The sequence below is a fragment of the Actinotalea sp. genome, assembly GCF_041597215.1.
Taxonomy (GTDB): Bacteria; Actinomycetota; Actinomycetes; order Actinomycetales; family Cellulomonadaceae; genus Actinotalea.
This window is the reverse complement of sequence record NZ_JBFHHB010000024.1, coordinates 1-20,887: the sequence shown is the minus strand read 5'-3', so window position 1 is coordinate 20,887 and position 20,887 is coordinate 1. Positions and strand designations below refer to the sequence as shown.

Sequence of the window (20,887 nt, the reverse complement as noted above, 5' to 3'; positions counted from 1 at the left end):
GTCGACCTCAGCGACCTGATCCTGCGCCTCGTCGCGGCCGAGGCTCCGGCCGGGACCTACCACGGGACGTCGTCGGGGCAGACCTCCTGGCACGGTTTCGCCCAGGCGGCCGTCCTGGCTGCCGGACTCGACCCGCAGATCGTGCGCACGACGACGAGCGAGGCCTTCGTCCGGCCGGCGCCGCGCCCCTCGTACTCGGTCCTCGGGCACGAGTCGCTGCGCTCGATCGGTGTCGAGCCGATCGGTGACTGGCGGTCGCGCTGGGAGCAGGCCGCGCCGACGGTCCTCGCGGGCTGAGCGCCCCCGGAGGCGCGGGTGGCGGACGGGGCGCGCCCGTGCGCCTCAGCGAGCCTCAGCGGCCCTCAGCGGCCCTGGTCGAGCAGCCCCAGGAGGTACGAGCCGTACCCGGACTTGACCAGGACCTCTGCCCGGTCGCGCAGCTCGTCATCGCTGAGGAAGCCCTTGCGCCAGGCGACCTCCTCCGGAGAGCCGATCTTCAGGCCCTGCCGGTGCTCGATCGTGCGCACGTAGTCCGAGGCCTCGACCAGGGAGTCGAACGTGCCGGTGTCGAGCCACGCCGTCCCGCGCGGCAGGACCTCCACCTGGAGCCGTCCCTGCTCGAGGTAGGTGCGGTTGACGTCGGTGATCTCGTACTCCCCGCGGGCCGAGGGCTCGAGGTCCCTGGCGATCGCGATGACGTCGTTGTCGTAGAAGTACAGGCCCGGCACGGCGTAGTTCGACCGCGGCACCGCCGGCTTCTCCTCGAGCGACAGCGCGCGACCCGACTCGTCGAACTCGACGACCCCGTAGCTGCTCGGGTCGGCGACCCGGTAGGCGAAGACGGCGCCGCCGTCGATGTTCTCGAAGCGACCCAGCCGCTCGCCGAGCCCCGGGCCGTAGAAGATGTTGTCGCCGAGGACCAGGGCGGCCGCCTCGTCCCCGACGAAGTCGGCGCCGAGCACGAAGGCCTGGGCCAGACCGTTGGGCACCGCCTGGACGGCGTAGCTGATCGAGATCCCGAACTGCGAGCCGTCGCCGAGGAGGCGGTGGAACTGCTCGGCGTCGTGCGGGGTCGTGATGACGAGCACGTCCCGGATCCCGGCGAGCATGAGCGTGGAGAGCGGGTAGTAGATCATCGGCTTGTCGTAGACCGGCACGAGCTGCTTGCTGACGCCGAGCGTGATGGGGTTCAGTCGGGTGCCGGACCCGCCGGCCAGGATGATTCCGCGCATAGTCACTCAGTCTGGCCTACTCGGCCTCCCTCGTGTGCACCGGGCGCCGGCTTCTCGCCGCCGGCCCGCCTGCGCTCCCGGGGCGCACGCCGATACGCTGGCCGGACGGTCCGTCATCGAGGAGGACATGTGCTGCCGCTCACGTCGACGTCACGTCGCTACCCCTGGGGCTCCCCGACGGCGATCCCACGGGCGCTCGGGATGGACCCGGACGGCAGGGCCCTCGCGGAGGCGTGGTTCGGTGCCCACCCGTCCTCGCCCGCGATCGTCGAGCCGCCCGAGGGCGCGACGACGCTCACCGACCACATCGCCGCGGACCCCGAGGGGGTGCTCGGAGCGGACGTCGTGGCACGGTTCGGCCCCCGGCTGCCGTACCTGCTCAAGCTCATCGCCGCCGACTCGCCGCTCGCGCTCCAGGTCCACCCGGACGCCGCGCACGCCGCGGCCGGCTTCGCGGCGGAGGAGGCGGCCGGGATCCCGCGGGACGCGCCCGACCGCGCCTACCCCGATCCGCACCACAAGCCCGAGCTGCTGTACGCGCTCACCACCCTCGAGGCGCTGTGCGGGTTCCGGGCGCCGCGGCGGGCGGCCGAGCTGCTCGACGGTCTCGACGTCCCGCTCGCCCGCACCCTTCGGGCGACGCTCCTCGAACGTCCCGACGCCGCGGGGGTCGTCTCCGCGTTCCGGATGCTGCTCGACCCCGCGACGAGGCCGGGCTCGGACGCGGTCCGCGAGGTCGCCACCGCCTGCGCCCAACGACTGTGGGACGGCTCCCCGTCCGCGCGTGCCGACCGCACCGTCGTCATCCTCGGCGAGGAGTACCCCGGAGACCCGGCCGGGGTGGCCTCCTTGCTGCTCAACCCCGTGACCCTGCACCGCGGGGAGGCGATGTACATCCCGGTGGGCACCGTGCACGCGTACCTGTCCGGGATGGCGGTGGAGGTCATGGCGGCATCGGACAACGAGCTGCGCGGTGGCCTGACCACCAAGCCCACCGACGTCGCGGGGCTGCTCGAGTGCCTGGACGAGGTCGCGGCGCCCCCGCTGCGCATCGCCCCCGAGCTGTTCTGGGGAGCGACCAAGGTGTTCTACGCGCCGGTGGACGACTTCGAGCTGTCGATCACCACGGTCGAGGACGGTGGCGCGCACCCGCTCCCCGGACGCGGCCCGCGGGTCCTCGTGTGCCTCGAGGGACTGGTGGCCCTCACCGGCTCCGCGGGGACCCTCACCCTCGCCCGGGGGCAGAGCGCCTTCGCGAGTGCCGCCGACGGCCCCCTGACGATCGTCGGGAGCGGGACGCTGGTCCAGGCCGACGTGCCCTGAGGTCAGTCGGTGACCCGCTCGCCCGCGCGGAGCCGTTCGAGGCGGGCGGGGTCCTCGGCGAGCGCCGCTGCCAGGTCCGCCGAGCACAGGATGACCGACCCGTCGGCGCCCAGCACCGCGAGACAGGCCGCGAGCAGGCCGTCGAGCGGGCCGGTGGCGGCGATCAGCACGCGACGCGGACCCGGGGCGGGAGCCAGCGCGGCCGGCGACGGGACGGCCAGGGCCGCGAGGTCAGCGGTGCGGGCCGCCCAGTCGGTCAGATCCTCGAAGCTCACGTCCGGGCCCCCGGCGGACGGGTGCAGGGCGGGAGAGTCGCTCGGTGGCGCCACGACGGGTCCCAGGGCGTCCCCGTAGGTCATCACCGCGGCGGCGGCGTCGATCGCCCCGGGCGGGAGCGGGCCGTCCGCGCGACGAGCAAGGGCCGGGAGCGTGACGACGACGAGCTCCGGTGCCGTCGGCCAGGACGACGCGTCGGCGGTGATCACGACGTCCGGGTGCGGGTCGGCCGCGCTCGTGGTGGACAACCGGGCGCCCGTGCGCAGCACGGCGAGCCACCACACCACGGCGCGCCAGTGCCCCGGGAGGTCGACGACCGCCGTCCGGCCCGGGCCGAGGTCGAGCTCCTCGACGAGCAGGTTCGTCGTCTTGGACACCCAGTTGTCCAGCACATGGCCCGAGAGCTCGACGCGCTCGTCGGCGTCGTACCAGGTCACGCGGGGCCGTCCGGGGTCACGACGGAGCCGGTCCAGGAGGTCGCCGATCGGCTGCACGGAGCTCATGCCCCCAGGGTAGGCGCGGGAGTTCACCCGTTCGGACGCCCCGGAATGCCCGCTTCTAACACACCCGGGCTTGACTCCAGCGGATGACACGCGTGTAATTCCAGTCATGCGGTTCACGCGGCCCGATCGGATCCTCCCGGTCATGCTGCCGCCTGCTACCCGAACAGTGTGACTCGACCAGGCCACGGAGGCTTCTGCGATGTGGAACGTGCTCAGCGACGAGGGACCGTTCCCGAGCGAGCTCAGCCAGCCGGTCGGTGTCGCCCCCGTCGTCTCCCTCTTCGGCACGGACGACATCGAGGAGACGATCCTCGACTGGCAGGAGCGCGCGCTGTGCGCGCAGACGGACCCCGAGGCGTTCTTCCCCGAGAAGGGCGGCTCCACCCGCGAGGCCAAGCGGGTCTGCACGGGGTGCGACGTCCGCGCGGAGTGCCTCGAGTACGCGCTCGAGAACGACGAGCGCTTCGGGATCTGGGGCGGGCTGTCCGAGCGTGAGCGGCGCAAGCTCAAGCGGCGTGTGATCTGAGACCCTCATCAGGCGCCCTCCCGGGCGTCGGAGGGACCACCATGGACGATCCACCCGTGCAGGCCGGCCGCGGCGCGACCGGACCTCTCGGAGACGGCCCCGCGCCCGCCGCCCCGCTCGGGGACGGGCCGGCGACCGTCGCGGCGACCGTGGTCCTGGTGACCGCCGGGATCACGCCGTACCTGCGCACGACCCTCGAGGCTCTCGCCGCGCAGACCGTGCTGCCCCGGTCGGCCGTCGTGGTCGACGTCGGCGCGGAGCCTGACCCCGGCCTGCCGGACCTGCTGCTCGACGTGTTCGACGACGAGCGGCGTCCGTCGCTGCGTCACGAGCCCCAGTCGAGGACCTTCGGCGACGCGGTGCGCCGCGCGCTCGCGCAGGGGGACCGCACCGCGTGGCTCTGGCTCCTGCACGACGACTCCGCCCCGCGGCCCGACGCCCTCGCCCGCCTGCGCACGGCCGTGGAGATCGCGCCGTCGGTGGTCATCGCCGGCTGCAAGCAGCTCGCGTGGTCGGACCCGACGCGGTTGCTGGAGGTCGGGGTCTCCACCTCGCGCTTCGGGCGGCGGATGACCCTCCTCGACGACAACGAGGTGGACCAGGGCCAGCACGACGGCCGCGAGGACGTCCTGGGGGTCGGGCTGGCCGGTGCGCTGGTCCGGCGCGACGTGTGGGACGAGCTCGGCGGGACCGACCCGGCCCTCGGTCCGTACGGCGACGGCCTCGACCTGTCCCGTCGCGCGCGTCTCGCGGGGCATCGGGTCGTGGTGGTGCCCGCGGCCGCTGTCGTGCACGCCCAGGCCTCGCTCGGTCTGGACGGCCACCGTCGGGAGGGTTGGGACAAGGCTCGATCGACCCGGTTGCGGCGTGAGGCGTACCTGCACGCCCAGCTGGCCGGTGCTCCGTTGCCCCTCGTGCCGGTGGTCGTGGTCCTCACCCTGCTCAGCGGGATCGGTCGTGCCCTGCTCCGGATCGTCCTCAAGGAGCCCCGGCTCGTCGCGGCGGAGCTCATGGCGCCGGTGCGCGTGCTGTCCCGACCGGACCGCATCGCCGCCGCCCGGACGACGGCGCGCAGGACGCGCCGGCTGCGCCGCGGCGGACTGCGTCCGCTGGAGGTGACCTGGCGCTCGGTCCTCCGGGAGCAGCGCGACCGTCGGCTGGCCGCCGCGGAGAGCCGACGCACCGTCGTCGCACCGAGCGAGCTCGAGCAGCGTGAGCTCGCCGCCCTGGGCGCGCGTCGGCGCGGAGTGCTCGGCGCCGTCGTGCTGGCGGCTCTCGCGCTGACCGTCGCGAGCGTCGGTCCGTCCCTCGGGCATGTGCTGGGCGGCCAACGGCTCACGGGCGGAGCGCTCGTCGACGGGAGCAGCGGTCTGCGCGAGCTCGGGGCCGCCGTGACCTCGTGGTGGATCACCGGGGGGCTCGGCGAGCCGGGCCCCAACGCGCCCTTCCTCGCGGTCCTGTACCCGGTGACGGCACTCACGGGCGGGACGGGGACGGCGGCAGCGGTGCTCGAGGTCGGCGGACTCCTGATCGCCGCCCTCGGCGCCTGGTTCGCCGCCGGCGCGGCGACGAGGTCGACGGCCGTGCGCGCCTGGGCCGCCGCCGCGTGGGTGGCCTCGCCCGTCCTCCTGCTCGCGGTCTCCGAGGCCCGGCTCGGCGCCGTGGTGGCCCACGCCTTCCTGCCGTGGGTGGCGCTGGGTGTGGCGCGCGCCCTCGGCGTGGCCCGGGTGGACGTCGTCGAGTCCGGACTCGTCGGCGCCCGACGGGCGGGTGCCCTGCCCGACGACGCGCCCGTCCCGGCCCCGCGGCCGGCGACCGCCGAGGCGTCCCTGGCCGCCGCAGCCGGCGCCGCGCTGGCCTTCGCGGTCGTCAGCGCCTCGGCGCCCGTGCTCTTCCCGCTCGGGCTGCTCACGCTCCTCGTGCTGGGTGTGTGGCGCCGCCGCGCACGGATGGCCTGGGTCGCCCTTCCCGCCGTGGTCCTCATGGCGCCGTCCGTGGTGGCACTGGGAGACGACGGGTGGCGCGCCCTGCTCGCCGATCCCGGGCTTCCGGTCGCCTCCGAGGCGGCGCCCGCGTGGCAGCTGCTGCTCGGGTGGCCGTCCGCCGGTGCGCCGGAGGGGTGGTTCTCCGCATTGACGGGTGGCAGCGCCGATTCCGCATGGCTGGCGCTGCCTCTCGCGGCGACCGGCGTCGTGGTGCTCGTCGCCCTGCTCGCGCTCGTCCGTCGTCCACCTGCGGTTCGCGCGGTCCGCCTCGGCTGGGTGCTGGCAGCACTCGGCGCGGCGACCGCTGTGCTCGTCGGGGTCGTCCCCGTGACTCTCGCCCGGGCCGTGACCTCCTCGTCGGTGACCACGGACGCCACCGAGGACGTCATGACGACGCTCTGGGCCGGTCCTGCGCTGAGCCTCGCCCTGCTCGGACTCCTTCTCGCGGCAGTCCTCGGCGCCGCCGGGGCGCGCCCGGCGCTGTCCCGGACGAGCTTCGGCTGGCGGCAGGTGACGGCGGGCGTTCTCGTGCTCGTGGCGTGGTCGGGACCGACCGCCCTCCTCACCGGATGGGTGGCGAGCGTGCGTGCGGACGGGACGGCGCTGAGCCTGGTCAGCGGCCCCACGGTCCCCGCGGCGGGGACCCAGCTCCAGAAGGCGCCGGAGGCTGCCCGGGTCCTGGTGCTCGAGCCGGAGTCCGACGGCTCGGTCCGTGCGGCACTGCTCCAGGGCGACGGCACCCTGCTGATCGACGGCATCGCGATCACCGCGGCCCGCGCCGTGACCGGGCCGCCCCTCGACGCGGCGGTGGGGGAGCCGGACGCGGCGACCGCCGAGCTCGCCTCGGTCGTCGCCGACCTGACGGCAGGGGTCGGGTCCGGCCCCGACGGTGCGGCAGCGCTGGCGATCGGCGGCGTCCTCGTGCCACCGGCGGCGAGCGGCGGTACGCCCGAGCAGGACGCGGAGGCGCTGGCGGCCGCTCGCGCCCTGGCGGGGGTCCTCGACGGCACGTCGGGTCTCGAGCGGGTCACCGAGACCGAGGCCGGCACCTTCTGGCGGGTGTCCACCGACTCCCGCGTCACGTCCTGGGCGCGGCTCGCTGGCACCGGACCGGAGATGGACGAGGTCACCGCGCTGCCCTCGGAGCTCAGGACGGTCGACAGCGCCGTCGCGCCGTCCGAGGCCTCGCGCGTGGTCGTCCTCGCGGAGCGCGCCGACCCGGGCTGGCGCGCCTGGTTGGACGGACGCCCGCTGCGCGCCGTCACGACCGACTGGCGGCAGGCCTTCGAGCTGGGCACCGACGGGGGCCAGCTGGTGATCACCTACCGACCCCCGATCCGCGCGGGCTGGCTCGCCGTGCAGGGCCTCGTCCTGCTGGGCACGGTGCTGCTCGCGGTCCCCGTCCGCCGCAGGAGGTCCTGATGGCCGTTCCCTGGCAGCGTGCCGTCCTGCGCGCGACGGCGACCCTTGCCGTGCTCGCCCTCCCGGCAGCGGTCGTCGTGGGCGGCGAGCGCTTCCCGGCCCGGGTGCCCGAGCCGGTGGCGCCGCTCGCGGTGCCGGTGGAGTCCCCCGCGACCGACCTCGTCTGCCCGAGCCCCGTGCGCCTCGCCGCGGGCACCACGGACCCCGACGCGGCGATCGACCCCGAGTTCGACCCGGCACCCGTCTCGCCCGTCGCCGTGCTCAGCGCCGTGAGCACCGGTCAGGGCACGAGCCTGGCCTCGGCGTTCCTGCGCACCCTCGACTCGGCGGAGCCCGTCGAGGCGCTCCCGGGCAGCGGGCTGGCCTCTGCCCTGCTGCTCCAGGCCCCGCAGGAGGCGCTCGTCGTCCACGCGGACGGCGGTCAGGACCGACCGGTCTCGCTCGCGGGCTCGGTCGTCACCAGGACCGACGCCGGCGACCTGCGTGGACTGGTGGCTGCGTCCTGCCGGCCGGCCTCGGGCGAGGCGTGGCTCGTGGGTGGGAGCACGGGGGTGCAGTCCAGTGCCCTGCTCGTCCTGCAGAACCCCGGGAAGACGCCCGCAACGGTCCAGATCCGGGTCTGGGGGGCAGCGGGACCTGTCGTCCTCGCGGCGGCGCCTGAGCTCCTGGTCCCGGCCGGGACCGAACGGTCCGTCCTGCTCGAGGGCCTCGCCCTCGACGAGGAACGCATCGTCGTCGGTGTGAGCGCCACCGGAGGGACCGTCTCGGCGTACCTCCAGGACAGCTCCCTGGACGGGCTCACCCCGACGGGGGTCAGCGCCGTGGTGCCCGGACGAGCGCCTGCGCTGCGCCAGGTGATCCCCGGGGTCGCCCTCCTCGGCGGGGACGAGGACCCTGCACTCCTTCGCCTGCTGGTCCCGGGGGAGGTGGACGGATCCGTCGACGTCACGCTGCTGGGCCCCGACGGGGCGGTCCCGCTGCCCGGCGCGCAGGACCTCGGCCTCGCGGCCGGTGAGGTGCTGGACATCCCGCTCGCGGGACTCGGCGCCGGGACCTACAGCCTGGTGGTGGATGCCGACGTCCCGGTGGTCGCCGGGGCGATGGTGGCACGGGGCGAGCAGTCGGCCGACCCGGGCGGGGACGGAGCCGTGGACCGGGCCTGGGCCGCGGCGACGGCGACCGGGCACGGGGACGTCGTCGCGCTGCCGGGACTGGCCGGCTGGTCCCTCGCGGTCGCGCTCCCGCCCTCGGACGGGGCGACACCGACGGTGGTCACGGTCGAGACCCTGGGTGCCGACGGCTCGGTGCTGAGCACCGAGAGCCGTGCGGTCGCTCCAGGGGAGAGCCTCGCCCTCCCCGGCGAGGACCTGGTGGCGGACGAGGCCGACGCCGCCGGTCTCGTGGTGCGGTCGGACGTCGAGGTGGCCTGGGGCGTCGTCCTCGAGGTCCCGGATGACGACGGGACCCTGATCGCCGTGCTGGGGCCGGTGGCCGTCCCCACGGCCCGCTCCGCCGTGGACGTGCGGCTGGGCTGATCCCGCGGCGCGGTGCCGCGGGTCGGGGTCAGCTCCGGGCGGCGGCCCTGCGCAGCTCGACCGTGCGGCGCACGGCGAGCCCGAGACGGATCGCGGTGCGCAGGGGCCACTGGTACCAGCGGTGGTAGCGCCGCGACAGGTACCGGGCGGCCGAGGCGTGGTGCGCGCGGATCATCGGCGCCGGACGCTCGCGCCAGGAGGTCCCCTGGGCGTGGGTCACCGCGGCCTGCGGCGCGTAGAGGTTGTACCAGCCGGCCAGTGCGAGCCGCTCACCGAGGTCGACGTCCTCGAAGAACATGAAGTAGCCGTCGTCGAAGCCACCGATCTGCTCGAAGGCCTCACGGCGGAGCAGCAGGCAGGCCCCGGAGAGCCACCCCGCCACCCGCTCCTGGTCACCCGTGCTCTCCTGGCGGCGCTGGTAGGCGGCCGTCCAGGGGTTCGTCGGCCACACCCGGCCGAGGACGGCGTGGCCGATCCCCTGGCGCAGGGACGGCAGCTCGCGCGCGGAGGGGTACCGGCTCCCGTCGGGATCCAGGACCGCCGGTCCAACGGCTCCCGCGCGGGGGTGCCGCTCGGCGGCCTCGAGCAGGGCGTCGAGGGAACCCGGGTGCCAGACGACGTCCGGGTTCGCGACGACGACCCACGGCTGGGTCGCACCCTGGGCGCCGAGGTTCGCGGCGCGGCCGTACCCGAGGTTGCTCCCGGGGACCACGACCCGTCCTCCGCCGGCCTGGACGGCGGCGCGCGCGGGGCCGTCGTCGGTGCCGTTCTCCACCAGGACGATCTCGAGCTCGGCACCGCTCGCCTGCCCGAGGCTCTGCAGGAACTCGTCGAGCTCCGGACCCGGGTGGTACGTCACGCAGACCACGCGGACGCGGGTGCTCTCGGCGGTGCTCATCGGGCTCAGCCTAACGGCCCTCGCCGGGTGCCGAGCGCGTGCTCAGCCCCGGTAGCCGGGGTCGACGTCCTCGGGTGCCCGAGCCAGCAGGTGCGCCACCTGCTCGACCAGGACGTCGCGCACCAGGTCCGCGAGATCGGCGGGGTCCACGGCCCGCGTGACGACGGGGCGGCGGTACACGACGATGCGGGCGGGCAGCCCGGCGTCGGCCGGGAAGTAGCGACCGAGGGGCACTCCTCCGTGCTCCCACGGAGCGGGGGCGGACGGCGGGACCTCCTCCACCGCGAACTCGGTCCCTGCCAGCTGCCGGGCCCACCGGACCTCGAGCCGCTCGACGGCGTCGAGGACCAGGTCGTCGAACTGCTCGGCGCGGCTGCGATGTCCCGGGAGCGCCGCGGGGAGCAGCGGTCCGCGCGGTCCACGTCCTCGGCGGTCCCGCCGCCGCGGACGCACCGGGGGGACGGCGGAACGGCGCAGGCTCACCTGACCACTCTACGGCGGTACGGGACGGACGACGGGGACACGCGCGAGCCGAGCGACGGACCCGCGTGGCCCGTGCACCACGCCGGCGACGGCCGCCGAGGGTCGGTGCGCGGAGCCGGAGGGCGCACCCGGCGTGGCCCGTGCACCCGTGTCGCAGGCGGCGGGTAGTCTCGCGGGGTGAGGTCAGGTCGTCAGTGCACCAGGAGCGCCTGCGGGCGCCCTGCCGTTGCCACCCTCACCTACGTCTACGCGGACTCCACGGCGGTCCTGGGTCCCCTCGCCCAGCTGGCCGAACCCCACTCCTACGACCTCTGCTCCGAGCACGCGGGTCGGCTGACCGCCCCGCGCGGCTGGGAGGTCGTCCGCGTCTCGCCCGAGTTCGTCCCGACGGGGCCGACCTCCGACGACCTCCTCGCTCTCGCCGACGCGGTTCGAGAGGCGGGTCGTCCGGCACCTGTCCCGCAGGCGGCCGTGCTGACCGACCATGACGGGCCGCGCCGGGGTCACCTGCGCGTGCTGCCGGGGGAGGGCTGATGAGCGAGCCGGGGCTCGACGCGCCCGAGCGGTGCGTGCAGTGCGGCGGCGGGGGAATGACCCGGCTGCCGATGGTCCTCACCGACGGCACCGAGGTGCTCTTCGTGTCCTGCCACTCCTGCGAGCAGCGGCAGTGGCTGACCGAGGAGGAGGGCGGGTGGACCGCTCTCCCGATCGAGTCCGTGCTGGCCAGGACCCAGAAACCGACGCGCTGAGCCCACGTCCTGGTCCGCGCCCGCCGGTGGTGTCACTAGGCTGCGCCTGTGACTGCGACTCCTGACGCCCTCCCTGACCTGTCCGGCCTCGTCAAGGCCTACGACGTCCGAGGCATCGTCCCTGACCAGCTCGACGAGCACGTCGCGCAGGCTCTCGGAGCGGCCTTCGCCGACGTCGTGGTGCTTCCCGGGGCGCCGGACGGCCCGCTCTCCGCCCGGCCGCGGGTGGCGATCGGCAACGACATGAGGGAGTCCGGGCCCGGTCTGGTCGCGGCCTTCGCCGACGGCGTCACGCGCCGTGGCGTCGACGTCGTGACCATCGGGCTCTGCTCGACCGACGGGCTCTACCACGCCTCGGGGACGATGGACGTGGCCGGTGCGATGTTCACCGCGAGCCACAACCCGGCGAAGTACAACGGGATCAAGCTGTGCCGGCCGGGGGCTCGGCCCGTCGGCGAGGCGACGGGCCTGGCCGAGGTGCGCGAGGTCGCCTCGCGCTACCTGCGCGACGGTGTCCCCTCGGTCGAGGACGAGTCGCGCGGAGAGGTGACCACTCGCGAGATGGTCGGCGAGTACGCCACGTTCCTCCGGGAGCTGGTCGACCTCGGCTCCATCCGCCCGCTCAAGGTCGTCGTGGATGCGGGCAACGGCATGGCGGGGCTCACGGCCCCCGCCGTCCTGGGCGCCGAGGCGGGTCTTCCCGAGCTGCCGCTCGACGTCGTGCCGCTGTACTTCGAGCTGGACGGCTCGTTCCCGAACCACGAGGCGAACCCGCTCGACCCGGCGAACCTCGTGGACCTCCAGGCCGCCGTCGTGGCGCACGGTGCCGACCTCGGGCTCGCCTTCGACGGCGACGCGGATCGGTGCTTCGTCGTCGACGAGCTCGGCCGTGCCGTCAGCCCGTCGGCGATCACGGCCCTGGTGGGGCTGCGCGAGGTCGCGAGGGAGAAGCAGGAGGGGCGCACCGCGACGGTGATCCACAACCTCATCACCTCCAGGGCCGTCCCCGACCTGCTCACCGCGGCGGGCGCGATCACGGTCAGGACCCGCGTGGGGCACTCCTTCATCAAGTCCGAGATGGCCGAGAACCACGCCGTCTTCGGCGGGGAGCACAGCGCGCACTACTACTTCCGGGAGTTCTTCTTCGCGGACAGCGGCATGCTCGCCGCGCTGCACGTCCTGGCGGCCCTCGGCACGGCGACGGACCTGCAGGGCGAGGCCGTGCCGATGTCCGCGCTCGCCGAGGTCTACCAGCCCTACTCCGCGAGCGGGGAGATCAACTCGACGGTCGCCGACGTCCCGGCGGCCAGGGCCCGCGTCGTCGAGGCCTACGTCACGACGCAGGGCGCCGGCCCCGTCGTCGTCGACGAGCTCGACGGCTTGACCGTCTCGCACTGGGACGACCAGCCGCGCTGGTGGTTCAACCTGCGGGCGTCGAACACCGAACCGCTGCTCCGGCTCAACGTCGAGGCCGCGGACGAGGACATCATGGTCAAGGTCCGCGACGACGTCCTCGCCCTCGTGCGCGCAGCGGAGGGCGAGGAGTGAGCCGTCTCGACGCGTGGGCGCGCGGGCTGCTGCGCTGCCCGGCCTGCGGCGCCACGCTGCTGGACGCCGACGGTGGGACGGTCCTTGCCTGCGAGGGACCGCAGGTGCACCGCTTCCCCGTCCGGGACGGCATCCCCGTGCTGCTGCTGGGCGAGATGGTGACAGACGAGTCAGGGACCGAGGAGTAGCGATGGCGACCCATGGTGGGACCAAGGCGATCATCGCCGCGCTGACGGCCAACGCCGGGATCGCCGTGACGAAGTTCGTCGCGTTCGCGCTCACCGGCTCGAGCGCGATGCTCGCCGAGGGTGTCCACTCCGTCGCGGACTCGGGGAACCAGCTCCTGCTGCTGCTCGGCGGACGACGCGCACGGCGGCTCCCCGACGAGGAGCACCCCTTCGGCTACGGCCGTGCGCGGTACTTCTACGCGTTCGTCGTCTCCATCGTGCTCTTCACCCTCGGTGGCCTCTTCGCGCTCTACGAGGCCTGGCACAAGTTCAGCGACCCGCATCCCATCGACGCGTGGCACTGGGTGCCGATCGCCGTCCTGCTGGCGGCGATCGTGATGGAGGGCTTCAGCCTGCGCACCGCCGTGCGCGAGAGCAACCTGGTGCGCGGGAAGCAGAGCTGGGTCGGCTTCATCCGGACCTCTCGATCGCCCGAGCTGCCCGTCGTGCTGCTCGAGGACATCGGGGCCCTGCTCGGTCTCGTCTTCGCCCTCTTCGGCGTGGGGATGACGCTGGGCACCGGCGACGGCCGCTGGGACGCCATCGGCTCCGCGGCGATCGGTGTCCTGCTCGTCGTCATCGCGGTCATCCTCGCCGCGGAGACGAAGTCGATGCTGCTGGGGGAGTCGGCCACGCCGAGGGACGTCGCGGCGGTCCGTGCGGCGCTGGTCGGCGAGGGCGTGGAGTCGGTCATCCACCTGCGCACGCTGCACCTGGGCCCTGACGAGCTGCTCGTCGCCGCGAAGCTCGCGGTCCCGGCCGCGGCGAGCGCGGCGGACGTCGCTGAGGCGATCGACGCGGCGGAGGTCAGGGTCCGTGCTGCGCTCCCGATCACCTGCGTGATCTACCTCGAGCCCGACCTGCGGCACACCCGGGTCTGAGCGTCGCCCGGGTCCTCGGTGCGGGTCGTCCTCCGTGCCGGTCGTCCTCAGTGCGGGTCGGGGACGCCGTGCGGGAGGCGCTCGACCTGCGCCGTCTCCGCGGCCGTTCGACGCACCACCTCGACCGCGTGGGCGTACTCGCGGTTGCGGCGCTCGGCCAGAACCGCGGCGAGGAACCGCTCGGGGTGCGTCCCCGGGGGCGGGCCGGGGGCCACGTAGGCCTCCACCTGCCCGGCGAGCTCGATGCCGAGCCGGGCGCGTGACCCCAGGTTGAGGCGATCGGCGCGGCCCAGGAGCTGGCGGGCGGACAGTGCGAGGCCGTCGGGCAGTCGACGCATGTCCGCGTGCGCGGCCCAGCGGGCGAGCTCGGGAGGCATGACCACCGGAGGCAGGGCCTTCTGCCCGCTGCGCACCCGCACCGGGTAGGTCCCGGCGAGCAGGTCGCCGAGCCGCTTGCCCTGCGGGTGCACGATCGAGGTGAGGATCGCGACCATCCCCGCGGTGAACCACAGCTCGAGCACCCCGGTCAGCGCACGGACGAAGGCATGACGGAAGCGGACCGGCCCGCCGTCGTCGCGGACGATCCGGATGCCCATGACGAGCTTGCCGAGGGAACGACCGCGGCTGAGGGTCTCGACGAGGGTCGGGACCACGACCGTCACGATCGCGAGAGCCGAGATCACCACGGCGGCGATCGCGGCGTCGTCGAGGGTGAAGGCCGCCGCGCTGACCGCGAGGGTGACCACGAGGACCGAGGCGATCCCGACGACCAGGACGTCGATCACCGCGGCGAGGATCCGGGTGGCGAAGGATGCGGGTCGGGCGTCGAGCAGCACGCCCTCGCCGATGAGGATCTCCTCCGACATCGCGCCCCTCTCTGCGGCCACGGGAGCGACCGGCCGCTCCTGTGGCAGGCTACCCGTCGTGGACCTCGACGCGTTCTCCGCCGTGCACGGCACCTCATGGGAACGGCTCGAGACCCTCGCCCGCCGCAGGAGGCTGAGCGGGAGCGAGAGCGACGAGCTCGTGCGCCTCTACCAGGAGGTCGCCACGCACCTGTCCCAGGTGCGGTCGGCCGCCCCCGACCCGACCCTCATCGCGCGACTCTCGGACAGCCTCGCCCGGGCACGCTCGGCGATCTCCGGGGCGCACGACCCCGCCTGGCGCGATGTGCGGCGCTTCGTCGTCGTCACGCTCCCCGCGGCGTTCTACCGGCTCCGTTGGTGGACGGTCGGGGTGACGCTCGCCACGGTGCTCATCGCCGTCGTCGCCGGCGTGAACGTCGTGCACAGCCCTGAGGCGCAGGCCGCCCTCGGGACGCCTGCCGAGCTGCGCACCTACGCCGAGGACCAGTTCACCCAGTACTACTCGAACTACCCGGGTACGAGCTTCTTCGCCCAGGTCTGGACGAACAACGCGTGGATCGCCGCCCAGTGCGTCGCCTTCGGGATCACCGGCTACTGGCCGGCCCGGGTGATCGTGGAGAACGCGGTGAACGTGGGTGCTGCGGGCGCGATCATGCACCTGAACGGTGGGCTCGGGATCTTCTTCCAGATGATCCTCCCGCACGGGCTCCTCGAGCTCACGGCCGTGTTCGTCGCCGCGGCCGCGGGGTTCCGGATCTTCTGGACGGTCGTCGACCCGGGCGGCCGTCCGCGTGCCCGTGCGCTCGCGGAGGAGGGGATCGCCCTGTTCACGGTGGCGATCGGCCTGATCGGGGTGCTGGCCGTCTCGGGGCTGCTGGAGGGTTTCCTCACGCCCTCGTCGCTCCCGTGGGCCCTGAAGATCGCGATCGGTGCGCTCGTGCTGGCGGCCTTCTGGGCCTACGTGCTCGTGCTCGGTCGACGTGCCGTGCGCGCGGGGGAGACCGGTGGCCTCCGGTCGTCGGAGGCCACCGCATCGGTCCCGCTCGCGGCCTGAGGTCTCGCGGCCTGAGGCCCCGCGGCGCTCGGGCCTACAGCCGCCCGGCGGCCTTGAGGGCCAGGTACATGTCGGCCAGGCGCGGGGCCAGCTCCTCCGGAAGGGCGTCGACGACCTCGACCCCGCGCTGACGCAGCCGCACGGTGACGGCAGTGCGCTCGAGCTCGGTGCGCTCGGCCGCCGCGGCGTCGTACACCTCGGCCGCCTCGGCCCGCCGGTGCTGCATGCGACGTACCTCGGGGTCCTGCACCGAGGCGACGACGAGCGTGTGGTCGTGGGCGAGAGGCGCGACGACCGGGAGCAGCCCCTGACCCATGGCCGCCGGCTCGAGGGCGGTCAGGAGCACGACGAGCGCCCGCTGGGACAGGCGCTGCTGCACGGCGGCGACGACCCCCGGCCAGTCGGTCTCGACCAGCGCCGGGTCGAGCGGAGCCATCGCATCGGCCAGGGCCGGCATCAGCCGTGGCCCGCTCGTCCCCGCCACCTGCGCCCGGATCCTGCGGTCGAAGGCGATGAGGTCCACGCGGTCGCCGGCCTTGGTGGCCAGGGCCGCCAGGAGCAGCGCCGCCTCGATGGAGGCGTCGATCCGCGGCATGTCGTCGATCCGGCCGGCCGAGGTCCTGGCGGTGTCCAGGACGATGAGCACACGGCGGTCCCGCTCGGGCCGCCAGGTGCGCACCACGACCTCGGAGCGCCGGGCCGTCGCACGCCAGTCGATCGAGCGCACGTCGTCACCGATGACGTACTCGCGCAGCGAGTCGAACTCGGTCCCTGCGCCCCGCAGCTGCACGGCGGTGCGCCCGTCCAGCTCCCGGAGCCGGGCCAGGCGGGAGGGCAGGTGCCGGCGGGAGGCGAACTCGGGCAGCACGCGCAGGCGCCCGGGGACCGCGGCCGAGGCCTGCCGTGCGGCGACGCCCAGCGGGCCGAAGGCGCGCACCGTCACCCGGTCGGCGAGCCGGTCGCCGCGGCGGGTGGGGACCAGCGTCGTGCGCAGCCGGGTGGCCTCCCCGGAGGGCACGTCGACGCGGTGACGGTTCTCCGTGGCCCCTGCCGAGGGCTGCCACGCGTCGCGGACCACCCCACGCAGGCGGTGCGCGGATCCGTTCGTCACCACGAGCGTCGAGGTGGCGGCCGTCGTGAGCCGCACGGACCTCGGGACGCTGCGTGTGACGGTGATCTGGCGCGGGGAGGCCGCGAGCGAGAGGTCGAGGGCGCACACCAGGACCACGAGCAGCGTCCACAGGGCGACGGTCAGCGGTGCAGGGACCAGCAGCACCGGCACCACGCCGAGGGCCACGAGCGCCACGGCCCGCCAGGAGACCGCCATCTCAGCGAGGCACGGGTACGGCGGCCAGGACCGTGTCCAGGACGCTCTCCGCCGTGACACCTTCGAGCTCGGCCTCGGCGCGCAGCTGGACGCGGTGCCGCAGCGTCGGGTGGGCGAGTGCCTTGACGTCGTCAGGGGTCACGTAGCTCCGGCCCGAGAGCCACGCCCAGGCCCGGCTGGTGGCGAGCAGCGCGGTGGCGCCGCGGGGGGAGACGCCCAGGGACAGCGACGGCGAGCTGCGCGTGGCCCGGCACACGTCGACGGCGTAGGCGAGGATCTCCGGCGCGACCTGCACCTGGGCGACCTCGGCGCGAGCCGCTGCCAGGACCGCGGCATCGGCCACCTGGCGCACTCCGGCCGCACGCAGATCGCGTGGGTCGAAGCCGTCGGAGTGGCGCCGCATGACCTCGATCTCGTGCTCGCGGGTCGGCAGCGGGAGGGTGAGCTTGAGCAGGAACCTGTCGAGCTGAGCCTCCGGCAGCGGGTAGGTGCCCTCGTACTCGACGGGGTTCTGGGTCGCGATCACCAGGAAGGGGTCGGGGAGCGGGCGCGGACGCCCGTCCACCGAGACCTGTCGCTCCTCCATCGCCTCCAGCAGGGAGGCCTGGGTCTTGGGCGGGGTGCGGTTGATCTCGTCGGCCAGGAGCAGGTTGGTGAAGACCGGACCCTCCCGGAAGGAGAACTCGGCGGTGCGGGCGTCGTAGACGAGGGACCCGGTGACGTCGCCCGGCATGAGGTCGGGGGTGAACTGGACGCGCGTGGTCGCGAGGTCCAGGGCGGCGCTCAGGGTCCGCACGAGGAGCGTCTTGGCGACGCCGGGGACGCCCTCGAGCAGGACGTGGCCTCGGCACAGCAGGGCGATGAGCAGGCCGGTGACCGCTCCGTCCTGGCCGACCACGGCCTTGCCGACCTCGGTGCGCAGTCCTGCGAGGCGGGAGCGGAGCTCAGCGGACGGCATGAACTCCGCCGGCACGGCGGGCGGCTCGGCAGTCGGCACGGCTCGCGTCTGGGCGGACGGCGGCGCGGCGGGCGGCTGCGTGGCAGGCGGCGGGGCAGCAGCGGTCTCAGGCGGCTGCGGGACGCCGGACTGCCAGGTGGGGTCGCTCACGTGGGATGTACCTCGCTCTCGAGCTGGGTCAGCGCCGTGGCGAGTGCCACGAGCTCGGTGTCGTCTGCGGGCGGCGGTCCGTACAGGAGGGAGGCGATCTCGGCCGTGCTGCGGCCGGTCGCCCGGGCGAGGGCGTCGATGACCTCGGTGGCCCCCGCTGCCCGGCTCAGCCCCAGCCGGGCAGCCGTGCGCAGCGCCGTGCCGGCGCGCAGGGACGCTGCCGCGTGACCCCTGGCGCGCGAGGCGCGGTACAGGCGACCGCGGCCGAGGGTCGTCTCCACCGAGCTCACCGCGACGGGGAGCGGCTCGGCGACCACTCGGCCCAGCGCCCGACCGCGCCAGAGCGCCGCCGCGGCGACCAGGACGGCCAGCAGCCCGAAGAGCGGGCCCGCCGCCGCCGGGAGGAGGTCGCCCATCCCGACCTCCGGGGCGGTCTGCGCGGTCGGCCGGAACCACAGCAGCGTGGGGTGCCGACCGAGCACCCGGAGCGCGAGTGCGGCGGTGCCGTCCTCGTCGATGTGCCGGTTGGAGAGCATCGCCGCGTCGTCGAGCACCGCGACGCGGCGTGTCCCGACCGAGACCCAGCCGTAGGCGCCGCCCTCGTCGTCGGCGGCGGCGAAGCAGACGGTGGCGCGCTCGTCCGTCGCGATCAGGCCCCAGCCACGGCTCGTCACGGTCTCGGCCGCGGTGGCGTCCGGGTCGGAGCATCCCGCGCCGACCGTCCGGGTGCCGAAGGCGTAGCCCGTCTCGAGGGCGCCATCGGTCAGGGTGCGCAGGTGGGAGTCCTCCGGTCCGGCCAGGACCAGGTCGGCGGAGGTGGCCGCCAGCTGCGTGACGTCGGCGGTGTCGAGCGGGTAGGTGCCCACCACGAGGAGCGTCACCCCGCTCGTGGCGGCGGCGACGGCCTCTGCGGTCGTCGCGATCTCCACGACCTCCACGCCCTGCCGGCCGAGCACCTCGGCGAGCGCTCGGGCACCGTCGGGTGCGGGGTTGTCCGGCGCCAGGGGCTCGTCTCCCGTGAGCGGGCGCAGCAGGGCGGCGAGCAGGCCGACCAGCACGAGGATGCCGACGATGAGCAGCGGCCCCCGTGCCCGCCGCCAGCCGCTGCGGGCACGCGCCCGGGGGTCACCGCCGAGGGTGACGGGTGCGGATGCCACCAGCGGAGCCGTGCTCATCGCAGGACCTCGGCAGCCGGTGCGTCCTGGGGGCCGTCGGCGAGGGCGGCGGGGCGGGTCGCGGCCACCTGGGCCAGGACGGTGGCCAGCCAGCGGTCGTCCTCGGCGTCCGCCTCGGCATCGCCGTAGCAGACGTCGTCGAAGAGCCGGGCGGCGGCGAGGAGCTCGACGGCGCAACCGGGGAGCCGGTCGCCGGCCTCGCGGGCGCCCTCGTCCGCCGTGCGCCCGGGACGGGGATCGAGGACGGTGCGGTCCTCGAGGCTGCGCAGCAGGGCGCGGAACCGGTCGAGGACGGCCGGCCCGAATCGGCCGGCGGCGGCGTGCTGCTCGGCCGCCGCGAGGAGCTGGGCGGTCGAGCGCGTGTCGTCACCGAACACCTCCGTCGAGGCGCGTGCGGCCGCGCGACTGCGCTGCACGGGCCCGGCGACCAGGAGGGCGATGACCGCGATCACCACGATCGCCCCCACGACGATGAGCAGGCTCGACCGGCCGTCGACACCGCTCGCGGCCTCGAGGAAGCGCTGGAACTGCTCCGTCGCCCAGGTCCACAGCCGCTCGAGCAGGCTCGGTTGCTGGTGGTAGACAGCCTTGGCGAGCTCGTCGCGGAGCCACTGCCGAGCCGTGGCGGAGTCCGGCTCGACGGGGACGTCGACCAGGGCCCCGCCGACGTGCAGCATCACGCCCGGATCACCGCGGGGTGGCGGCGGCCTCGGCCGCGCGGGCCAGCTCGATGTCCAGGCCCTCCCGGCGCATCCGGACGTCGATGTACAGGAGCGCGATGACGGAGGCCGTGAAGACCACCGTGAGCGCGCTGCTGATCGCGGTGCCGACGGCGGTGATGCCGATCCCCGTCGCCGAGGTCAGGTAGGCGTCGCCGGCGAGCCACATCGCCAGCAGCGCCGCGGGGAAGGCGACGGCCTGGGCGACGATGCTCGCGATGAACGAGGTCAGCAGGTAGATGCCGAAGAGCCGCCAGAAGCTGCCCCGGGTGAGGGTCCACCCGCGGACGATCGCCTCCCGGATGCCGGTGCCCTCCAGGACGATCGTCGCGGGCATCAGCAGGGTGCGGGTCTGGAACCAGATGACGGCCACCACGCTGGCCACGGCGCCGAGGAGACCGAGCCCGAACGCGCCGGCCTCGTTCCCGTTGACGCCGGCCAGGATCGCGGGGGTGAGGAGCGCACCGATGCCGAGCAGCACGAGGGCGCCCTGGACGGGGGAGAAGACCAGGGCGAGGAAGAGGATCCGCTTCCAGTGCCCGGACCACAGCTCGCCGACGGAGATCTTCGTGCCGATCACCGAGCGGCTCACCGAGACGATGAGCACGCCGGTGAGGATGGTCGTGGCCAGCGCGAGGAACGGGAAGGAGGCGAGCTGCGCGAACGCGCCACCGAGCGAGTCGCTCAGCCCCGCCTGGCCGGTCGGGTCCAGCTCTGCCGTGACGTCGTCCAGGCTCGCGCTCAGGGTCCCGACGAGGCCCCACTGGATCACGGCACCGAGCAGGACCGCCAGGCCGACGATGATCGCGGCGAAACCGAACATCACCGTCGGGTTCGCGCGGACCGCGCGGATCGCCCCGTCGAAGACCTCACCGAGGTTCAGGGGGCGCAGGGGGATGATCCCGCGCTGGACCGGTTGTGTCGCCCAGCCCTGGGGCCCGCCCCACTGGGGCTGGCCGTACTGGGGCTGCCCGTAGCCGGGCTGCCCGTAGCCGGGCTGCCCGTAGCCGGGCTGCCCGTAGCCGGGCTGGCCGTACTGGGGTTGCCCGT

21 protein-coding genes are annotated in these 20,887 nt (G+C 74.6%); 11 read left to right on the top strand and 10 right to left on the bottom strand.

What is annotated here, in order from left to right:
- On the top strand, window positions 1–297 hold a 297-nt coding region (locus tag ABWK99_RS03455; RefSeq protein ID WP_372593298.1), incomplete at its 5' end, for a sugar nucleotide-binding protein.
- Window positions 298–362: 65 nt separating this feature from the next.
- Here ABWK99_RS03455 and rfbA read toward each other — a convergent pair.
- Window positions 363–1,232 carry a glucose-1-phosphate thymidylyltransferase RfbA gene (gene rfbA, locus ABWK99_RS03450; protein ID WP_372593297.1) on the bottom strand — a complete coding sequence of 290 codons (870 nt, stop codon included), beginning with the start codon at window positions 1,230–1,232 and terminating at the stop codon, window positions 363–365.
- A 129-nt stretch (window positions 1,233–1,361) separates the two neighbouring features.
- Here rfbA and manA point away from each other — a divergent pair, with 129 nt between their 5' ends.
- On the top strand, window positions 1,362–2,555 hold the full coding sequence (gene manA, locus ABWK99_RS03445) for a mannose-6-phosphate isomerase, class I (protein ID WP_372593296.1): 1,194 nt from the start codon (window positions 1,362–1,364) through the stop codon (window positions 2,553–2,555).
- A 2-nt stretch (window positions 2,556–2,557) separates the two neighbouring features.
- On the opposite strand, the gene ABWK99_RS03440 is transcribed toward manA, so the two are convergent.
- The gene (locus ABWK99_RS03440; RefSeq protein ID WP_372593295.1) at window positions 2,558–3,334 is read right to left on the bottom strand and encodes a TIGR03089 family protein; all 777 of its coding nucleotides are present in this window, start codon (window positions 3,332–3,334) and stop codon (window positions 2,558–2,560) included.
- Window positions 3,335–3,533: 199 nt separating this feature from the next.
- Between ABWK99_RS03440 and ABWK99_RS03435 the strand changes: the two genes are divergently transcribed.
- Genes ABWK99_RS03435 through ABWK99_RS03425 form a run of 3 tightly spaced genes read left to right on the top strand, consistent with a single transcriptional unit; the run spans window position 3,534 to window position 8,802 of the window.
- On the top strand, window positions 3,534–3,860 hold the full coding sequence (locus tag ABWK99_RS03435; protein ID WP_372593294.1) for a WhiB family transcriptional regulator: 327 nt from the start codon (window positions 3,534–3,536) through the stop codon (window positions 3,858–3,860).
- Between the two features lie 41 nt (window positions 3,861–3,901).
- A complete protein-coding gene (locus ABWK99_RS03430; protein ID WP_372593293.1) occupies window positions 3,902–7,267 on the top strand; it encodes a glycosyltransferase in 3,366 nt (1,121 codons plus the stop codon).
- The gene (locus ABWK99_RS03425) at window positions 7,267–8,802 is read left to right on the top strand and encodes a DUF5719 family protein (RefSeq protein ID WP_372593292.1); all 1,536 of its coding nucleotides are present in this window, start codon (window positions 7,267–7,269) and stop codon (window positions 8,800–8,802) included. The genes ABWK99_RS03430 and ABWK99_RS03425 overlap by 1 nt, the downstream gene beginning before the upstream one ends.
- A 28-nt stretch (window positions 8,803–8,830) precedes the next feature.
- Here ABWK99_RS03425 and ABWK99_RS03420 read toward each other — a convergent pair whose 3' ends face one another.
- Complete coding sequence (locus tag ABWK99_RS03420; protein ID WP_372593291.1) at window positions 8,831–9,700, bottom strand: glycosyltransferase family 2 protein; 870 nt, start codon at window positions 9,698–9,700, stop codon at window positions 8,831–8,833.
- A 42-nt stretch (window positions 9,701–9,742) separates the two neighbouring features.
- On the bottom strand, window positions 9,743–10,105 hold the full coding sequence (locus ABWK99_RS03415; protein WP_372593301.1) for a metallopeptidase family protein: 363 nt from the start codon (window positions 10,103–10,105) through the stop codon (window positions 9,743–9,745).
- Window positions 10,106–10,360: 255 nt separating this feature from the next.
- Here ABWK99_RS03415 and ABWK99_RS03410 point away from each other — a divergent pair, with 255 nt between their 5' ends.
- The 5 genes from ABWK99_RS03410 to ABWK99_RS03390 are packed head-to-tail and all read left to right on the top strand — an operon-like array spanning window position 10,361 to window position 13,588.
- A complete protein-coding gene (locus tag ABWK99_RS03410; protein ID WP_372593290.1) occupies window positions 10,361–10,717 on the top strand; it encodes a DUF3499 domain-containing protein in 357 nt (118 codons plus the stop codon).
- Complete coding sequence (locus ABWK99_RS03405) at window positions 10,717–10,932, top strand: hypothetical protein (RefSeq protein ID WP_372593289.1); 216 nt, start codon at window positions 10,717–10,719, stop codon at window positions 10,930–10,932. Before ABWK99_RS03410 ends, ABWK99_RS03405 begins: the two co-directional genes overlap by 1 nt.
- Window positions 10,933–10,980: 48 nt before the next feature.
- Window positions 10,981–12,480, top strand: a complete 1,500-nt coding sequence (locus tag ABWK99_RS03400; protein WP_372593288.1) for a phosphomannomutase/phosphoglucomutase — start codon at window positions 10,981–10,983, stop codon at window positions 12,478–12,480.
- Window positions 12,477–12,668, top strand: a complete 192-nt coding sequence (locus tag ABWK99_RS03395) for a Trm112 family protein (protein ID WP_372593287.1) — start codon at window positions 12,477–12,479, stop codon at window positions 12,666–12,668. Before ABWK99_RS03400 ends, ABWK99_RS03395 begins: the two co-directional genes overlap by 4 nt.
- A 2-nt stretch (window positions 12,669–12,670) precedes the next feature.
- Entirely contained in the window at window positions 12,671–13,588 is a 918-nt protein-coding gene (locus ABWK99_RS03390; RefSeq protein WP_372593286.1) for a cation diffusion facilitator family transporter, read from the top strand.
- A 47-nt stretch (window positions 13,589–13,635) separates the two neighbouring features.
- Here the strand turns inward: ABWK99_RS03390 and ABWK99_RS03385 are convergent, their stop codons facing one another.
- Window positions 13,636–14,454, bottom strand: coding sequence for an RDD family protein (locus ABWK99_RS03385; protein ID WP_372593285.1), 819 nt, complete (start codon window positions 14,452–14,454; stop codon window positions 13,636–13,638).
- A 58-nt stretch (window positions 14,455–14,512) separates the two neighbouring features.
- On the opposite strand from ABWK99_RS03385, the gene ABWK99_RS03380 reads away from it, so the two are divergent.
- Window positions 14,513–15,508, top strand: coding sequence for a stage II sporulation protein M (locus ABWK99_RS03380; RefSeq protein WP_372593284.1), 996 nt, complete (start codon window positions 14,513–14,515; stop codon window positions 15,506–15,508).
- 34 nt (window positions 15,509–15,542) lie between these two features.
- Here ABWK99_RS03380 and ABWK99_RS03375 read toward each other — a convergent pair whose 3' ends face one another.
- The 5 genes from ABWK99_RS03375 to ABWK99_RS03355 form a co-directional block, all read right to left on the bottom strand.
- Window positions 15,543–16,835: a DUF58 domain-containing protein gene (locus tag ABWK99_RS03375; RefSeq protein WP_372593283.1), complete on the bottom strand. Its 1,293-nt coding sequence runs from the start codon at window positions 16,833–16,835 to the stop codon at window positions 15,543–15,545.
- A gap of 1 nt (window position 16,836) precedes the next feature.
- Entirely contained in the window at window positions 16,837–17,793 is a 957-nt protein-coding gene (locus tag ABWK99_RS03370) for an AAA family ATPase (RefSeq protein WP_372593300.1), read from the bottom strand.
- A 146-nt stretch (window positions 17,794–17,939) separates the two neighbouring features.
- On the bottom strand, window positions 17,940–19,118 hold the full coding sequence (locus ABWK99_RS03365; protein ID WP_372593282.1) for a DUF4350 domain-containing protein: 1,179 nt from the start codon (window positions 19,116–19,118) through the stop codon (window positions 17,940–17,942).
- Window positions 19,115–19,795, bottom strand: a complete 681-nt coding sequence (locus ABWK99_RS03360) for a DUF4129 domain-containing protein (RefSeq protein ID WP_372593299.1) — start codon at window positions 19,793–19,795, stop codon at window positions 19,115–19,117. The genes ABWK99_RS03365 and ABWK99_RS03360 overlap by 4 nt, the downstream gene beginning before the upstream one ends.
- A 10-nt stretch (window positions 19,796–19,805) precedes the next feature.
- Window positions 19,806–20,887: hypothetical protein (locus tag ABWK99_RS03355; protein ID WP_372593281.1), on the bottom strand; the 1,082-nt coding region annotated here is incomplete at its 5' end.

Excerpts from the sequence above, each read along its gene's own strand:
- ABWK99_RS03360 (WP_372593299.1), bottom strand. The coding sequence starts at position 19,795 with ATGCTGCACGTCGGCGGGGCCCTGGTCGACGTCCCCGTCGAGCCGGAC.
- ABWK99_RS03405 (WP_372593289.1), top strand. The coding sequence starts at position 10,717 with ATGAGCGAGCCGGGGCTCGACGCGCCCGAGCGGTGCGTGCAGTGCGGC.
- ABWK99_RS03420 (WP_372593291.1), bottom strand. The coding sequence starts at position 9,700 with ATGAGCACCGCCGAGAGCACCCGCGTCCGCGTGGTCTGCGTGACGTAC.
- ABWK99_RS03390 (WP_372593286.1), top strand. The coding sequence starts at position 12,671 with ATGGCGACCCATGGTGGGACCAAGGCGATCATCGCCGCGCTGACGGCC.
- ABWK99_RS03440 (WP_372593295.1), bottom strand. The coding sequence starts at position 3,334 with ATGAGCTCCGTGCAGCCGATCGGCGACCTCCTGGACCGGCTCCGTCGT.
- ABWK99_RS03430 (WP_372593293.1), top strand. The coding sequence starts at position 3,902 with ATGGACGATCCACCCGTGCAGGCCGGCCGCGGCGCGACCGGACCTCTC.
- ABWK99_RS03435 (WP_372593294.1), top strand. The coding sequence starts at position 3,534 with ATGTGGAACGTGCTCAGCGACGAGGGACCGTTCCCGAGCGAGCTCAGC.
- ABWK99_RS03425 (WP_372593292.1), top strand. The coding sequence starts at position 7,267 with ATGGCCGTTCCCTGGCAGCGTGCCGTCCTGCGCGCGACGGCGACCCTT.
- ABWK99_RS03375 (WP_372593283.1), bottom strand. The coding sequence starts at position 16,835 with ATGGCGGTCTCCTGGCGGGCCGTGGCGCTCGTGGCCCTCGGCGTGGTG.
- rfbA (WP_372593297.1), bottom strand. The coding sequence starts at position 1,232 with ATGCGCGGAATCATCCTGGCCGGCGGGTCCGGCACCCGACTGAACCCC.
- ABWK99_RS03370 (WP_372593300.1), bottom strand. The coding sequence starts at position 17,793 with ATGCCGTCCGCTGAGCTCCGCTCCCGCCTCGCAGGACTGCGCACCGAG.
- ABWK99_RS03365 (WP_372593282.1), bottom strand. The coding sequence starts at position 19,118 with ATGAGCACGGCTCCGCTGGTGGCATCCGCACCCGTCACCCTCGGCGGT.
- ABWK99_RS03385 (WP_372593285.1), bottom strand. The coding sequence starts at position 14,454 with ATGTCGGAGGAGATCCTCATCGGCGAGGGCGTGCTGCTCGACGCCCGA.